The organism is Stenotrophomonas oahuensis, from assembly GCF_031834595.1.
Lineage (GTDB): Bacteria > Pseudomonadota > Gammaproteobacteria > Xanthomonadales > Xanthomonadaceae > Stenotrophomonas > Stenotrophomonas oahuensis.
The window spans coordinates 2,259,127-2,275,707 of record NZ_CP115541.1; the positions used below are offsets into that span (position 1 = coordinate 2,259,127).

The 16,581-nt window shown below is 66.4% G+C and carries 11 protein-coding genes; 9 read left to right on the plus strand and 2 right to left on the minus strand.

Translation table 11 applies throughout. The annotated features are described in order from the left end of the window. The first annotated feature begins 147 nt into the window (after window positions 1–147). The 7 genes from PDM29_RS09910 to PDM29_RS09940 all read left to right on the plus strand — a co-directional run bounded on the left by PDM29_RS09910 (window position 148) and on the right by PDM29_RS09940 (window position 8,994). Complete coding sequence (locus tag PDM29_RS09910; protein WP_311193658.1) at window positions 148–1,344, plus strand: hypothetical protein; 1,197 nt, start codon at window positions 148–150, stop codon at window positions 1,342–1,344. Next, window positions 1,335–2,435 (plus strand): hypothetical protein, encoded by a 1,101-nt coding sequence (locus tag PDM29_RS09915; protein WP_311193659.1) that lies wholly within the window; start codon window positions 1,335–1,337, stop codon window positions 2,433–2,435. Before PDM29_RS09910 ends, PDM29_RS09915 begins: the two co-directional genes overlap by 10 nt. A 91-nt stretch (window positions 2,436–2,526) precedes the next feature. Next, complete coding sequence (locus tag PDM29_RS09920; RefSeq protein WP_311193660.1) at window positions 2,527–3,192, plus strand: hypothetical protein; 666 nt, start codon at window positions 2,527–2,529, stop codon at window positions 3,190–3,192. Between the two features lie 67 nt (window positions 3,193–3,259). Next, the gene (locus tag PDM29_RS09925; RefSeq protein WP_311193661.1) at window positions 3,260–4,906 is read left to right on the plus strand and encodes a CsgG/HfaB family protein; all 1,647 of its coding nucleotides are present in this window, start codon (window positions 3,260–3,262) and stop codon (window positions 4,904–4,906) included. 216 nt (window positions 4,907–5,122) lie between these two features. Further along, on the plus strand, window positions 5,123–6,772 hold the full coding sequence (locus PDM29_RS09930; RefSeq protein ID WP_311193662.1) for a M28 family metallopeptidase: 1,650 nt from the start codon (window positions 5,123–5,125) through the stop codon (window positions 6,770–6,772). Between the two features lie 199 nt (window positions 6,773–6,971). Further along, window positions 6,972–8,231: a histidine kinase gene (locus PDM29_RS09935; RefSeq protein WP_311193663.1), complete on the plus strand. Its 1,260-nt coding sequence runs from the start codon at window positions 6,972–6,974 to the stop codon at window positions 8,229–8,231. Further along, entirely contained in the window at window positions 8,221–8,994 is a 774-nt protein-coding gene (locus tag PDM29_RS09940; RefSeq protein WP_311193664.1) for a LytR/AlgR family response regulator transcription factor, read from the plus strand. Before PDM29_RS09935 ends, PDM29_RS09940 begins: the two co-directional genes overlap by 11 nt. 105 nt (window positions 8,995–9,099) lie before the next feature. Here the strand turns inward: PDM29_RS09940 and PDM29_RS09945 are convergent, their stop codons facing one another. After that, complete coding sequence (locus PDM29_RS09945; RefSeq protein ID WP_311193665.1) at window positions 9,100–9,714, minus strand: hypothetical protein; 615 nt, start codon at window positions 9,712–9,714, stop codon at window positions 9,100–9,102. Window positions 9,715–10,102: 388 nt separating this feature from the next. Between PDM29_RS09945 and PDM29_RS09950 the strand changes: the two genes are divergently transcribed. Continuing rightward, window positions 10,103–11,017: an oxygenase MpaB family protein gene (locus tag PDM29_RS09950; protein ID WP_311193666.1), complete on the plus strand. Its 915-nt coding sequence runs from the start codon at window positions 10,103–10,105 to the stop codon at window positions 11,015–11,017. 47 nt (window positions 11,018–11,064) lie between these two features. Here PDM29_RS09950 and PDM29_RS09955 read toward each other — a convergent pair whose 3' ends face one another. After that, entirely contained in the window at window positions 11,065–13,185 is a 2,121-nt protein-coding gene (locus tag PDM29_RS09955; RefSeq protein WP_311193667.1) for a M13 family metallopeptidase, read from the minus strand. 293 nt (window positions 13,186–13,478) lie between these two features. On the opposite strand from PDM29_RS09955, the gene PDM29_RS09960 reads away from it, so the two are divergent. After that, complete coding sequence (locus tag PDM29_RS09960; protein WP_311193668.1) at window positions 13,479–16,433, plus strand: bifunctional diguanylate cyclase/phosphodiesterase; 2,955 nt, start codon at window positions 13,479–13,481, stop codon at window positions 16,431–16,433. The last annotated feature ends 148 nt before the right edge of the window (window positions 16,434–16,581 follow it).

Sequence of the window (16,581 nt, forward strand, 5' to 3'; positions counted from 1 at the left end):
GCGCGAATGTGGCCGGCGATCCGACGCGCATGGCGCGTCGCTACACCCCCCCGTCTTGCTCCGGTCATCCGACCGGCGTATCGTGTCGCCCATTCACAAATCTGACCCGGTCAAACTCCGGGTCTAACCGATAAGGACAGCGGGACAATGGTTTCAGGGACGAAGCGTACGCGCGCGCGTAGCGCGTGGCTGTGGGTGTGCGGGCTGGTGGTGGTGTTCGCCAGCGGGGCCGCCCAGGCTGCCGATAAATCTCAACAGGCCTACTGGGCCGGTTTTGCCTATACCGCCGACCAGAGCGCGGTGAAGGCCAGCACCCCGCGCACCGCCGCCGTGCTTGAAGCGCGCGGCCTGCCCACGCTCAACAAGGCCCTGTGGGCACGCCTGAGCGTACAGAAGCCGACCCAGCTGGAGCTGATCGACCAGCCGCTGGCCATGCTCGACGGCACCACCAGCGCCACCGTGCTGGCGGCCGCGCTTGACCGCGAGCTGATCTCGGTCGAACCGATCGGCAACCAGTACAAGGTGCTGGTGGAAGTAGCGCTGCAGGCGCTGTTCTTCGACTTCCGCGAACGCCAGGTGGTGGCGTCCTACCCGATCACCCTGCAGCGCATCGACGTGCAGGACTACCGCCCGGACAGCGACGACGTCGACGCGATCATCGCCGACCTGCTGTACGGCAATGCTGCCACCAGCCTGCCGCAGGTGCTGGCCGCCACGCTCAACCCGGCCAAGCTGCCGGACGCCTCGGTGCGCCGCCTGCAGGTGGGCGAAGTGACGCTGAGCGATGCCGCCCGCGCCAAGCTGCCCGACCCGGCGCTGGAGCCGGTGCTGCGCGCCACCCTGGCGCATGAGCTGTCCAAGGCGGTGTCGTCCAACACCGGCATCGGCCTGCTGCCGCCGGCGACCGGCCAGGCGATCGGCGGGGCGATGGCCGCGCGCTTTGCCGATGGCAAGGTCTACCAGCTGAAGATTCCCGAAGCCGACTACGTCATCAAGCTCAAGCTCGATGCCATGAAGCACGGCGTGATCAATGAAACCCCGGCGGTGAAGACGATGCTGTTCGGCGCGTTCTTCAACGTGTCGGTGGTGGAGCCGTTCTCCGGCAAGGTGTTCTTCGACCAGCCGCTGCGCAAGGGGGCCACCAAGGTGGTGCCGGTGACGCAGTGGCAGGTGGACCAGTGGTCGGCCAGCTACGAAACCGTGCTGGCCGGGCTCGACGCCTTCGCCGGTGCCGCTGCCAAGCGCGCCGATTCGCGCGCCTGGCTCGACGAACAGAAGCCCGGCGGCAAGCCGCTGCAGCAACAGACCCAAGCCCTCCAGGAGTTGATCAAGTCATGCCGTTGATTCGTGCCGTACTGCTGATTCTCATCGCACTGATGGTGGCCGCGCCCGTCGCGGCGCAGACCGCCAGTTCCCGTGGTACCGGTTCGGCCAGCTATGGCCTGCGCCTGAGTGCCGACACCCGCGCCCAGGCCCTGAACAAGGCCAAGGTCAATGCACTGGAGGCCTACATCGCCGAATCCGGTGCGGCCAAGCTGCGCCTGTTCGAAGCCCGTCGCGACGAATTCATCGGCGATGTCGACCGTTACGTGCTGAGCGCCGTGCCGCTGTCGGACACCGAAGACAAGAAGGCCAAGACCTACACCGTCACTGTCCGCGCCGAGATCAACACCACTCTGCTGCAGACCAAGCTGGATGCCGGTTCGGCCACCGCCGGCGCGCGCAGCAACGAACGTTCGCTGCTGACCTTCCTGTTCATGGCACGCGCGCAGGACACCGCGCAGTCGTTCCAGGACAAGGAATACCGCCGCGTCGACGCCAGCGTCAGCTATGACGAAAAGACCCGCGAAGGCGACAGCTTCCGTGGCAACTCGGTCAGCACCAGCGGCAGCATCAACCAGAACGCCTCGGCGTCGGTGACCTCGGGTGGCAGCACCACCCGTCGCAGCGACAACATCACCTGGAAGGTGTCCAACGCCAACGAGATCAACACCGCCATGACCGGTGCGTTCAGCGCCGCCGGCTATGAAGTGGTGGAAGCCGAGTACGTCGAAGGCGAAAGCCGCGGCCTGCTCAGCATCGAGCGCATCCGCAAGGACTTCAGCACCGGCAACGACCTGTCGGCCGCTACCCTGCGTGACACCGCCAACGGCATCAAGGCCGCCAACATTCCGTACCTGGCCGTGGGCACCCTGGACGTTGGCATGCGTGACCGCGACCCGGTCAGCGGCAACGTGCGCGTGTTCGTCACCGTCACCGGCAAGGTGCTGGACGTCAGCGGTCGCTTCCCGCGCACCGTCTCGTCGGTGGGTCCGGTGCAGTTCTCCGGCACCGGCCCGGACGAAAGCGTGGCCCGCACCAATGCGCTGCAGATCGCCTCGGAAAAGGGCGCGCAGCAGATGATCAACGAGCTGAACGTCAAGGCTGTCCGTTAAAAGCGTGCCGACCAACGGTCGGCACCTACCAATGCGGGGTGCACAACGACCACCGCATTGCAATCCAACATTGAACAACAGGGGAATTCCCATGATCCGCAAGACCCTCATCGCTCTGGCCATCGCCACCGCTTTCACCGCTCCGGCCCAGGCCCAGTTCGGCAAGCTGAAGGACCTGGCAGGCGGCGGCAATACCGCTTCGTCGTCCTCGGCCAACGTGCCGGACGAAGCCGCGCAGGAAGCGCTGGTGCGTCGTTTCGTGTCCTCGCAGTCGCACTCGCTGCAGGCCCAGACCTCGTTCGCCAAGGCCTTCGGCCTGGCTGAGCAGGTGCAGCTGCTGGAAGCCGAGCGCCTGGCGCTGTCGTCCGGTTCGGTCAATGTCGACCAGATGAAGAAGTCGGTGTCGGTCAGCGAAAACGCCCAGGCCGCCATTGACGAGCGCGTTGCCGCCAAGCCGGAACTGAGCGCCGAATCGAAGCAGCACTACGCCGAAGGCCTGGTGTCGCTGGTCGCTTCCGCGGCCGAAGGCCAGAAGCTGAGCGGCGAGTCGAGCAACTTCGCCAACGGCATGAAGAACCTGGGCGCGACCCAGCTGGCCACCGTGGGCCGCAAGCTCGCCAGCGGTGCCTGGGTGGCCAAGGAATCGCCAGGCTACCTGAAGGGGCTGTACAGCTCGTCGAAGGCCGCGCTGACCTTTGCCAAGGCCTCCAAGATCAAGGTGCCGGGCAACGCCGAGTCGATGCTCGATTCGCTTTGATGTATTGACCCACGGTTTGAGGTATCGACCAACGGTCGATACCTACCACGTCATTTGAAGGTTACGCATGCACAGCTCCGTACGACTGTTGAGCCTGGCCCTCACCGCTGCCCTGCTTGCCGCTTGCGGCAAGCAGGAGGCACCGGCAGAGACCACGGCAGCCCCGAAACCCGAATCGAAACTGGAACAGCCTGCCGCGGAAGAAACGCCGCTGCGCGGGGGGCCGGATTTCGGTGGCACCACCAAAGTGCCGCGTGAAGCGGAGGGCATCGGCAGCACGCCGGAGCTGGCCGTGCTCAATGCGCTGCAGTCGGCGGTGTCGCAGGTCAACGGCGTGCGGGTGGCCAGCCAGATGCAGAGCATCCGCGCTGGCCTGCATGTGGACGTGGATGGGCAGCACGTCGGCGACATCCGTGCCGACGCGTTTGCCCAGCAGATGATTGCCGCCTCGCAAGGGGCGGTGCTGGGCTATGAAATCCTGTCGCAGGAAGAAGTGACCCAGCTGGATGAGGAAGTCATTGCGCGCGTGCGCGCCAGTGACGAAGGCTACAGCTACTCCGCGTCGGCCTCGGCCAGCGGTTCGGCACAGGCGCAGGCCGAAGCCTCCGGTGGCGGCGGCTCGGCGTCGGCCAGCGTCAAGGAGAGCTACAAGGAACAGGCCGAGGTCTCGGCCAAGCAGGGCGCGCGTTCCTTCGAAGGCGACTACAACCGCCGCACGATGCGCAGCTACTGGAAGGTTCGCGTGCGTGCCGACATCGCCAAGTACCGCGCCCCGGACGAACAGGGCCGGCCGAAGATCGTGGTGGCCCAGCCGCGCGTGCGCGCCGGCACCTATGCGGTCGGCGACGGCCGCGTGGACAGCGAGGAAGTGGCCCGCGCAATCCGCGCGCGTCTGAACGATACGCTGACCCAGACCAAGCGCTTCATCGTGCTGGACCGCGAGTTCGGCGATGAAATGCAGGCCGAGATCGACCATATCAACAGCGGCAACGTGCGCCTGCAGGACACCGCGCGGCTGGGCCAGCAGCTGGCCACCGATCTGATTCTGATCCCGACCATCGAGCGCTTCGAATACCCGCGCAGCGTGCGCAACCTGCGCATGTCCGACCGCCAGGTGACGTCGTATTCCGGTGGCGGGCGCATCACCCTGCGCCTGATCAACGCCACCACCGGCGAGGTGGTGATGTCGGACAGCTTCGACCACCAGCTGGCCGGTACCGGCCCGAGCACGCTGCCGCGTGTGGTGGACGGCAAGGGCATGGCCGCGGCGATGATGGATTCGCTGTCCGGCCAGATCGGCACCGCGATCATCACCGAGATCTTCCCGGTGTCCGTGGTGTCGGTGAGTGGCGACCAGGTGGTGCTGAGCCAGGGCGGCGATTCGCTGAAGGTCGGCCAGCGCTGGCAGGCGGTGAGCCTGGGCGAAGAGCTGACGGACCCGCAGACCGGCCGTTCGCTGGGCCGTTCGGAAATGCCGTGCTGCACGATCCGGATCGACCGCGTGGCATCGCAGACGTCCTACGGCACGATTGAAGGGGGCGCGGACCTGGGCGGTGCGGCGTTCAAGCCGGGCTCGATCGAGCTGCGCCAGCAGGCAGGTGCGGTGAAGCAGGCCGCAGCGGCCGCCCCGGCAGGTGAGGGCACGGCCAAGCCGAAGCCCGCGCGTGCCGCAGCTCCGAAGCCGGCGGCACCGGCGGAAGATCCGAATTGGTGATGGATTGAAGGCGGCGCACGACCAACGGTCGTGCGCTACCTATGGAGCACCGTTGCCCCGGTTGCACACGACCATTGGTCGTGTGACGCCCCCAAGGGGCGTATGCGAAATGCCCGGCCGGTAGCACACGACCGTGGGTCGTGTGACGCCCCAAAGGGGCGCGCTCAAACCCGGTACTATCCGTAGATGGGGCATGTCCCAACTGCGGAGAGAGCAATGAAACGAGTGGTACTGAGCGTGCTGGCCCTGTCGGTGTCCAGCGCGCTGATGGCGGCGACGCCGAAATTCGACGGCGCGCGGATCTCCGCCGACGTCAAGGAACTGGCTTCGGACGCCTACGAGGGCCGCTCCCCGGCCACCGCCGGTGAAGAAAAAACCATCGCCTTCCTCAGCAAGCAGTTTGCTGACGCCGGCCTGCAGCCGGGCGGCGACCTCAAGGACGGCAAGCGCCTGTGGACCCAGGCCGTGCCGCTGCGCAAGGGCGACATCGTCGGCACCCCCAGCCTGTCGTTGACCAGCAAGGGCAAGCCGCAGGCGCTGACCCAGGGCCAGGAAATCGCCGTACGCGCCGCCATGAACGGGGCCAGCGAGGTCGATATCCAGAACGCCCCGCTGGTGTTCCTGGGCTACGGCGTGAACGCGCCGGAGAAGCACTGGGACGACTTCAAGGGCGTGGACCTGAAGGGCAAGATCGCCGTGGTGCTGATCAATGACCCGGACTTCGAAACCGGCGAAGGCAGCTTCGACGGCAAGGGCATGACCTACTACGGTCGCTGGACCTACAAGTACGAAGAGGGTGCCCGCCAGGGCGCACTCGGCGTGCTGATCGTGCACGAAACCGCACCGGCCTCGTACGGCTGGGCCACGGTGGCTGGCAGCAACACCAACACCATGTTCGACGTGGTCCGCGACAACCCGGCCGAAGCTCACCCGCTGCTGGAAGGCTGGATTCAGCGCGACCTGGCGGTGGAACTGTTCAAGCGCGCCGGGCAGGACTTCGAAGCGCTGAAGAAGCAGGCGCAGAAGCCGGACTTCAAGCCGGTCGAGCTGAAGGGTGAAACGCTGACCGCCAAGTACGCGGTGAAGACCGAAGTGATCACCTCGCACAACGTGGCTGCACGCCTGGAAGGCAGCAAGCATCCCGATGAAACGGTGATCTACAGCGCGCACTGGGATCACATCGGCGTGGGCAAGCCGGACGCGAACGGTGACACCATCTTCAACGGTGCACTGGACAACGCCAGCGGCACCGCCTCGCTGGTGGAACTGGCCCGTGGCTTCGCCAAGGCCAAGCGTCCCGAGCGTTCGGTGCTGTTCCTGGCAGTGACCGCCGAGGAAAAGGGCCTGCTGGGTTCGGAGTACTACGCTAGTCACCCGCTGTACCCGCTAAGCAAGACCGTGGCGGTGATCAACATGGACGGCATGGCCCCGTTCGGGCCGTCGCGTGATTTCGGCATCTACGGTTCGGCCAAGCTGGAACTGCTGGACCAGCTGAAGGACGTGGCCAAGGGCTGGGACATCCGCTACACCCCGGACCCGAAGCCGGAAGCCGGCCTGTTCTTCCGTTCCGATCACTTCCCGTTCGCCAAGCGCGGCGTGCCGGCGGTGTCGTACTCGGCGGGCCAGGACTGGGTGGACGGTGGCGTGGAAGCCGGCAAGAAGGCCTCCGACGACTACACCGCCAAGCGTTACCACCAGCAGGGCGACGAGTGGCAGCCGGACTGGACCTTTGCCGGTGCCGCACGCGACCTGGAAGTGGTGTACACGCTGGGTAACCAGCTGGCCAATTCCCGGGCCTGGCCGAACTGGAGCGAGGATTCCCAGTTCCGCGCCCCGCGTGAAGCCAGCGCCGCCGAGCGCAAGTAATCGGGGGCTACGTGGTGACGCGCATGGCGCGTCACTACGGGCGCTTCACCTGTAGCGACACGCCATGCGTGTCCACGCGGTGCCCGAACGGAGCCCAGGTGCGGATTCACCCCCCGAATCCCGGCTTTCGTCGCACGCCCCTTGCCCCTCTCGGTCACAGGGCTATGCTCGCCTCACACCCTTGCCAGAGCCCGCCGCCGTGTTCGCCAGCCTCGCCCTGATCTTCCGCATTCTGGCTGCCTGGGCCCTCGCCATCGTGGTGGCGGGCTTTGTCTGGAGCGGCATCTTCCACGGCATGGATGAAGGCCCGGGCTGGGTATTCGCCCTGCTGGCCCTGTTCCTGATGATTTCCGCGCTGGGCAGCAGCATCACCCACCTGCGCCGGGTCTGGCTGGTGGCAGGCAAGCTGGACGCCACCACGCTGTCCAGCCGCCAGCGCCGCCAGATTGAAGTGCCGATGGACGCTGGCGCAGCCTTCGACGTGGTGGAAAAAGCAATCGCCGAACTGCCGCGCGTGGAAGATATCGAAAGCGCCGCCGGCAGCCTGCAGGTGCGCGCCTACGTGCGCCGCGTGGACCCTTACAACGGTCGCCCGCCGTCACGCTGGAACCTGCCGGCGCGGCTGGCAATCAAGCGCAACAGCGTGCTGGCCACGGTGACCCCGGGGCAGGGCACCTGCAGCGTGACCCTGCTGTTCGAGCCCGATGCCGGGGTATGGGCCGATCTGCTGGCGGTGGACGAAGGCAGCAACTACGAGAACGCCGAAGCGGTCAGCCGCGCCATCACCCGCCGCGTGGCCGAGCAGCGCCGCGACGAACAGGCCGCCGCCGAACAGACCGCCACCGAAAAGGAACTGTCGGTCGCCCGATTGAACCTGCTGCACGCACAGGTGGAACCGCACTTCCTCTACAACACCCTGGCCAACGCGCAGGTGCTGACCCGCACCGATCCGCCGCGCGCCGATCAGATGCTGGGGCACCTGATTCAATACCTGCGCAGCTCACTGCCGAGCGTGGACGAATCGATGTCCACCCTGGGCGTGGAACTGGAACGCACCCAGGCTTACCTTGAGATTCTGAAGATCCGCATGGGCGCACGCCTGGCGCTGCAGGTCGACGTGCCGCCGGCACTGCACAGTCTGCCGCTGCCGTCGATGGCGCTGCAGACCCTGGTGGAAAACGCGATCAAGCACGGGCTGGAGCCCAAGCCCGGTGGTGGCACGGTGTGGATCATCGCGCGCAGCTTCGATGACCATGTGACCCTGACCGTGGCCGACGATGGCCTCGGTTTCGGCCAGAGCACCAGTGGCACCGGCATCGGCCTGAAGAACCTGCGCGAACGCCTGCGCCTGACCTGCGGCGAACGCGCCGGCGTGGCCATTGTCAGCAACTTCCCCAGTGGCGTCGCCGCCACCATTACCCTGCCGCGTGACGCGCGCGAGGCCATCCATGCAGCTTGATGCACTCATTGCCGAAGACGAAGACCTGCTGCGGCAGTCGCTGGTGGCCCAGCTGGGCAGGCTGTGGCCGGAACTGCGGCTGGTGGCCGAATGCGAGGACGGCGCGAGCGCGCTGGAGCGCCTGGCGGAACTGAAACCGGACCTGGCCTTCCTCGACATCCGCATGCCGGGCATCAGCGGCATCGAGGTGGCGCGCGCGCTGCCGGAGATCAGCCCGCGCACCCAGGTGGTGTTCGTCACCGCGTATGACCAGTACGCGATCGATGCATTCGAGCAGGGCGCGATGGATTACCTGCTCAAGCCGGTCAGCGACGAGCGCCTGCTGGCGACGCGCGAACGCATTCTCAGCCGCATGCAGCTGGGCCGGCCGGACAACGCGATGCTGGAGCAGCTGCTGCAGCGCCTGGGTCAGGCCCCGGGCGCGCACAGCAATGCGCCGCCGCTGGCCTGGATCACCGCCAGCAATGGGCGTGACACGCAGCTGATCATGCTGGAAGACGTGATGTACTTCCGCGCTGACAGCAAGTACACCACCGTGGTGACCGAAGCCGGTGAAAGCCTGCTGCGCACGCCGCTGCGGGAATTGCTGGAAGTGCTGGACCCGCAGAAGTTCCGCCAGATACACCGCTCGACCATCGTCAACATGAAGGCGGTGGCGGCGGTGAGCCGCGACGATACCGGGCGCGGTCAGCTGCGGCTGAAGCAGCGGCCGGAAGTGTTGAACGTCAGCCAGCCGTTCATGAGCCTGTTCCGGGGGATGTAGAGCGGGGCTTGCCCCGCTTGCCGGCCAGCGGCCGGCACTACCCCCCGCTGCACGGATGGTCGGCGGCCATTGCCGGGCATGGCCCGGCACTACATGTGGGGTGCTTTAAAACGCCGGCTGCAGATGCAGGTTATGCCGCCCGTCCTGCTCACCCACGTGATTGAGCTGGCCGACCAGTTCCGAATGCTGCTTCATGCGCCCGATCTCACGCATGATCCGGATGTCTTCATGCCGCAGCTCACGCTTGGCGGTCACCGCCTGCTTGTAATCCAGCACTTCCGGGTAATGCTGGGCCATGTCCAGCGCCTCGGCCACGCATTCCACGGTGTCGGCGTCGCTGGTGATGCGCGCACGGCTGTTGAAGGCCTTCATCCAGCGCTCGAAACCGGCGGTGTGGTCGAACATGTTGGCCATGAACCAGATCACGAACAGGATCGAGACCCATGAGCCGAACACGATCACCACGCGGGTGAAGGTGATATGGAAGTCGTCTTTCCACAGGTAGTTGGCGATAAGACCGAGGATCAGCAGCGAGGCCGCCTGCCAGCCCACGATGGACGCCATCAGCCACTGCCCCTTGGCCTTGGCCAGGGTGCTTACTTCTTCGCGAATTTCCTGTTCACTCTTGTTGCGCCAATGCGCGACCTGCTTCTCGAACGGGCTGCGGTACAGCTCGTTGTCCTGGAGCAGCAATCCCAAACCTTTGAACAAAGCGATCATCACGAGCTCCTTGGGGAACGAGCGGTAGCGCATTGGACGAACGGGACATCGATGTAACGTAGAGCCGGGCTTGCCCGGCTCCGCATGCAGCCGGGCAAGCCCGGCTCTACATTCGGTGTATTCAGTAGTAGCACTTTCATTTCGCTTGGCAATGGGCAGTGCGACAAATCGCCGCAGGGGTCATTTATGAATGCGCGGTGCGACGAAAATATTCCGCACTGCGGCATGCAAATCCCCCGCACCATTTAGCAAAACCCACGGCATTCGTGCTGCATACGCAAATTTTTCAGCCTGGCCCGCCATTCGCCGTGGCCCCCCTGTCGCAGATCACGCAGAATTGACACAACCGCGCAGATTCGCGCTGTTGCCGCACCCATTCGGACCCGCCATGCCCTCACTGCTGCACCGCCTTTCCACCCCCGCCACCGCGTCGATCCGGCGTTGGGTGATCGGGGCGTTCCCACGCGGCGAAAGCGGCATCAACTACGACCACCCGCTGGGCGATCCGGGCTGGTTCGGTCCGGACAGCGCCACCTGGCAGGTGCATGCCGAACTCCCGGGCATGCTGGCGGGCGGGCTGTGCGCATTGATGCTGCAGACCCTGCATCCGCTGGCGCTGGCCGGGGTGTATGACCATTCCAACTTCCGCGACGACCTGGTCGGGCGGCTGCGCCGCACCACCGCGTTCGTGGCGGGTACCAGTTACGCGCCCAGCGGCGAGGTGGAGGCGCTGGTCGCCAAGGTGAAGCGCATCCACGTGCAGGTGCGCGGCCACACCCCGGACGGGCAGGCGTATGCCGCGGATGATCCCGCGTTACTCACCTGGGTGCATGTGACCGAGGCGTATGGCTTCCTGCAGGGCTACCGGCGCTATTGCCGCGATGCATCGCCGGCTTTTGCGGACCAGTACTACAACGAATACCGGCGCGTGGCGGAAGCGCTGGGTGCGAGGGATGTGCCGGCCAGTGAGGCGGCGGTGACCGCGTATTTCGCCGCGCAGCAGCCTCAACTGCGATTTGATGCGCGTTCGCGCGAGGTGCTGGGTGTGTTGTCGGGTATCCGACTGCCAGTGCCGATGGCGGGGCTGTCGCGCGACCTGTTCCTGGGCGCAGGCGCGGCGCTGCTGCCGGACTGGGCTGACGCGATGTTGGAGCGGACGCCGCTGCAGCGCATGCAGGCGGCCGCGTCAGCAAGGATGCTGGCCAGCATGGCCCCGTTGTTCCGTCGCGCCTTGACCGACGGCACCGCCCCACGCGCATATGCGCGCATGGGTGTCACGAAGGATGCATCACGTCACCGATAACCCCCCCAAAAAAAACGGGCGCCGAAGCGCCCGTTCCAAACCTCACCTCACCACACCTTGACCCGCTTCTCCGGGGCCAGGTACAGCTTCTGACCTTCCTTCACCTCGAACGCCGGATACCACGCGTCCAGGTTGCGCACGGTCAGCGCACGGAACTGACCCGGTGCATGCACATTGGTCAGCAGGGAATTACGCAGCGCCTGCTCGCGCGCCTTGCTGCGCCACGCCTGTGCGAAGCCTAGGAAGAAGCGCTGGTCCGGCGTGAAGCCTTCAATCGTCTGCCCCGGCTTGCCCTGCAGCGACAGATGATACGCGTCGTATGCAGTGGCCAGCCCAGCCACGTCGGCAATGTTCTCGCCCAGGGTCAGGCGACCATTGACGTGCACGCCCGGGAACGGCTCGTAGCTGCTGAACTGCGCGGCCAGCGCATCACCGGCAGCGGTGAACTGCTTCAGGTCATTGGCCGTCCACCAGTTGTTCAACTTGCCGGTTTCATCGAACAGCGCGCCGGCGTTGTCGAAGCCGTGGCTGATCTCGTGCCCGATCACCGCACCAATCGCACCGTAGTTCACCGCGTCATCCGCAGCGCCATCGAAGAACGGCGGCTGCAGAATCGCGGCCGGGAACACCAGGCGGTTTTCCAGCGGCACGTTCATCGCGTTGATGGTCTGCGGCAGCATCGCCCATTCGCTGTGATCGACCGGCTGGCCGAGCTTGGCGATGTTGCGCTGGTACTCGAACAGGCTGGCGCGTTCGGCATTGCCCAGCGCGTCATCGCGCTTCACTTCCAGGCCGGTGTAGTCGCGCCACTTGTCCGGGTAGCCCATGCCTACGGTGAGGCCGGCGACCTTGGCCTTGGCGTGCGCCTTGGTCTGCGGCGACATCCATTCCAGTGCGTCGATGCGCTTGGCGAAGGCGGCGATGATGTTCTTCGCCATCTCGTCCGCACGCGCCTTGGTGGCCGGGTCGAAGTGCTTCTCAACGTAAATCTTGCCGATCGCTTCGCCGACCGCCGCGTTGCTGTCATCCACCGCACGCTTCCAGCGCTCGCTCTGCTGCGGGGTGCCGTTGAGGGTGGTGCCGTGGAAGGCAAAGCGGGCGTCGGCCAGCGCCTTGGGCAGGTAGGGGGCGGCGCGGTCCAGCGCGTGGAAGGTCAGATAGTCCTTCCACACGTCCAGCGGCTCGGTGGCGACCAGGCGCGAAATGCCGGCGACGGCCTTCGGCTGCCACACGATGAAGTCCTGCTGCTGGTCCAGGCCGGCGGCCTTGAGGAAGGCGGCCCAGTCCATGCCCGGAGCCTTGCCGCTCAGGTCGGCCTGGGTCCAGGCGTTGGCCCCCTTGGCCACGTCGTTGGTTTCTTCCTGGGTGGCGTGCGCCTGCGCAATGCGGGTTTCCAGCGCGAGGATGCGCTGCGCCTTGCCGGCCGGGTCGGCCACGCCGGCCAGTTGCAGCACCTGCGCGATGTAGGCCTGGTACTGCTTGCGCAGCTCGGCCATGCGGCCGCCCTGCAGGTAGAAGTCGCGGTCGGGCAGGCCCAGGCCGCCCTGCACCAGGTACGGCGCGTTGCGGTCCGGCTGCAGCAGGTCCACCGACACCCAGGTGCCGAACAGACGGTCGGTGTAGAAGTTGGTGGCGTTGAGCAGGTCGACGTCGGCGCGCAGCGTGCCGCCAAGGGTGGACGCCAGTGCGGCTTTGTCGGCGATGCCGGCAATCGCGTCGAGCTCCGGCTTCACCGGGGCCATGCCACGCGATTCGATCCCGGCTTCGTCCATGAAGGCGGCGTAGTAGTCGCCGATCAGCTTGGTTTCGCCGCTGGCCTTGGCGTCACCGGCAGCGCCTTCAAGAATGGCGCGGGTGTCGGCCAGAGTCTTCTCGGAAATGACATTGAAGCTGCCGAAGCTGGAACGGTCGGCCGGAATCTCGGTGTTCTTCACCCAGGTGCCGTTGGCGAAGCCGAAGAAGTCATCACCGGCGGCGATGTTGCGGTCCATGCCGGCGGCATCGAAGCCGAAGCTGCCCAGCTGGGCCTTGGGCGCGGCCGGGGTGGCCGGCGCGGTGTCGGCCGGTGCCGCAGCGGAGGGAGCGGCCTCGCGGTCGCAGGCGGCCAGGCCCAGCGACAGGCTGGCGGCAATGGCAAGCATCAGGGTGGGGCGGCGCAGCTTGGACATGCAACTTCTCAGGCAACGGGAAACCACCAAGTCTAAACCTGTGGTTGCGCCCGCAACTGCCCTTGTCTGGCGGGAGCTGCGGCCGTTTGTGTTGACGCCAGTTATGTGAATACGGTCACAGACCTTCCCGCGCGCCCCGGGCTGGTGCATGCTGGGCCGGTACAGGCGTGCCAAGGCCTGGCCGACGGGGAATCGGCCGCAGCCGCATCAAGAAATTGAGACATTGGCCGCTCTCGTCTGCAGGACTCAGGAAGTGTTTTCATGTCGTCAGCTGCGTGGGGGAGTGTCAGGCAATGCCCGCGATGAACCGCGCCTTGGCGCGTCCCTTGCGGACCTTGGTATGGCTGGGCGTCGGCCTGGGCGTGCTGCTGGCCGTGGGCCTGGCGATCATGCTGGTCAACGACTACCAGCGCCGCCACGAAGCCGCGCAGCGCCAGAGCACGGCCATCTCCGCCGGTACCCAGCGCCTGCTGCGGCTGGAACTGCGCAACCTCGAGCGCGCCATGCGCGGTATTGCCGCCGACGGCGCGCAGTTGTTCGAGCGGGTGCCGAACCAGGCCCCTGACCTGCTGGATGAGTCCGTGCGCGGCGTGCTGCAGCGCCACCAGGAACTGGACAGCATTGTGGTGGTGGACGAGTTCGGGCGTGCGCTGACCAGTGGCAGCGGTGACCTGTATCTGCCGCTGTGGGCGGTGGACAGCAACCGCGGCCAGCACAGCCAGTTGTACCTGGGGCCGCCACAGCAGATGCCGGACCAGCGCTGGGTGCTGCCGCTGGCGCTGCGCATGGGCGACAACCGCTGGCTGCTGAGCCGTCTGCACACCGCCGAACTGCAGGCCATCATCAACGGCCTGGATGTGGGCCGCGACGGTGTGATTTCCATCACCGACGGCGGCGGCTACATGCTGGCGCGCAGCCCGGATCGTGCCGCCGCCGTGGGCAAACGCTTCGGTCTGAAGCATCGCGACCGGCTGGGCCGCGATGCGGTGGTGCCGCTGGGGGTCGAGTACAGCCCGGTGGATCACGTGGAGCGCATTGCCACGCTGACCACGCTGGGCGATTACCCGCTGGGCGTGTACGCCGGCCTGGGCCGCCGCGACGTGCTGGCCGCGTGGTGGCCGTATGTGTATGCCTCGCTGGGACTGGTGCTGTTGTACGTGGGAGCATTCGCGCTGGTGTATGTGAGCCTGGGCCGCGCTACCCGCCGCCAGCATGCGATGAGCGAGGAACTGCGCACCGGCCACGCCGAGCTGCACATGGCGCACCAGATCGCGCAGATCTGCACCTGGACCGTGGACGAGGACGCCTCGCTGCTGCACTGGTCACCGATGGCGCGGCAGATCTTCAACATTCCCATCGACAGCCTGCCGGTGGCGGACTTCTTCAACCGCGTGCACCGCGAGGATGTGCAGCGGCTGCAGGATGCGTTCCACGTCGCGTTCGCCAACAATGGCGTGCTGGATGAGATGTTCCGGCTGGTGCTGCCCGGCGGAAAGGTGCGCTGGCTGTCCGCGCGCGGACAGCAGGTGGGTGTGGCCGAGGGCGAACGGCGCATGATCGGTGCGCTCACCGATGTCAGCGACCGCATTGAGATCCTGGCCCGCGCGCAGCAGGCCGAGCGCCAGTTCCGCCTGCTGTTCGACCGCAACCCGGCCCCGTTCTGGGTGTTCGACCCGGACACGCTGCGCTTCCTGGAAGTCAACGAAGCGGCAGTGCAGCAGTACGGCTACAGCCGCGAAGATTTCCTGTCGATGAGCATCCTCGACATCCGCCCGCGCGAAGGCTGGGACGAAATCCGCCAAGCCATTGCCAACGCCGGCCCGGGCGAGACTCACGATGCACAGGTGCGCCTGCACCGGCGCAAGGACGGCACCGTGTTCGAGGTACGCGCGCATCTGGCGCGGCTGGACTTCGATGGGCGGCAGGCGTGCCTGGTGCTGGCTGAAGACGTCAGCGAGCGCGTGGCCTACGAACGCGATCTGGCATACCACGCCACCCATAACGTGGCGACCGGCCTGCTCAACACGCGTGCGCTGGCGGCGCAGCTGGATGAGGAGGGCGGCAGCTACACGATTGCCTATGTGCAGTTCCGCGGTCTGCAGCTGGTAGCGGATACGCTGGGGCGCGAAGTCGGCGATGTGGTGCTGCAGGCGATGGCCAAGCGCCTGGGCGGGCTGGGCACGCGATACGGCCTGCTGGCGTTCCAGCCGGCAGAAGATTTCATCTTCGCCATCCGCGATGACCACGAGCGCCAGAGCGCGCTGGACACGCTGGTGCAGACCGTGTCCGAGCCGGTGCGCGGGCAGGACTGGCTGCACCAGTTCGAGCCGCGCATTGGCGTGGCGGTCAAGTTCGAGGGCGATGTGATCAGCGCCGAGCAGGTCATCGGCATGGCCGCGCAGGCCGCGCACGCCGCGCGTGACGAAGGCAGCGTGATTGCGTGGTACGACAGCACGGTGAGCTCGCGGCTGGCTGAGCGGCTGCGGTTGGCCGGGCGCATCCACACCGCCATCGACAGCGAGTTCCAGCTGTATTTCCAGCCGATCTGCCATGCCGCCGATGGCACGCCCGCGTCGCTGGAAGCGTTGCTGCGCTGGCCGCAGGCCGATGGCAGCTTCATTCCGCCAGGTGAGTTCATCCAGCTGTGCGAGGACACCGGGTTGATTCTGGCGCTGGGCCGCTGGGTGATCCGCGAGGCGGCGCGTGCGCAGCGTCAGCTGGTGGATGCCGGCTGGGACCTGCCGATTGCGGTGAACGTATCGGCGGTGCAGTTCTTCAACAGCGACCTGGTGGCCGAGTTCAACCGCGCCTGCCAGGAGTTCAACCTTGCGCGCGGCGCGCTGCACGTGGAGCTGACTGAAAGCAGCCTGATGCGCAAACCGGCGCAGGCCAAGCAGACCATGCAGCGCCTGCACGAGCAGGGCATCTGCATTTCGCTGGACGACTTCGGCACCGGCTATTCGAACATGTCCTACCTGCAGCACCTGCCGCTGGACATCCTGAAGATCGACCGCAGCTTCGTGGCTGATGTGGAAATCAATCCACGCAACGCCTCGATCTGCCGCGCGCTGTTGTCGCTGGGCCACAGCATGGGCCTGACCATCATCGCCGAGGGTGTGGAAACGCCCGGCCAGCAGCAGTGGCTGGCCGCACACGGCTGCGACCAGGTGCAGGGCTTCCTGCTGGGCCGTCCGGCCCCGCTGGCCGATGTGATCGGACGGTTGGAGACCGAGGCGGAAGCGACCTGATTGGGGACCGGGTTCGCGGCGCTGAACGGGGTCGTGGCTGGGAAGCCGGACAGTGGCGGGAGAAACGTAGAGCGGGGCTTGCCCCGCTGGGGCTTTACCGGTGGCCCAGCCGGGCAAGCCCGGCTCTACGTTCCACCTTCGGAACGAA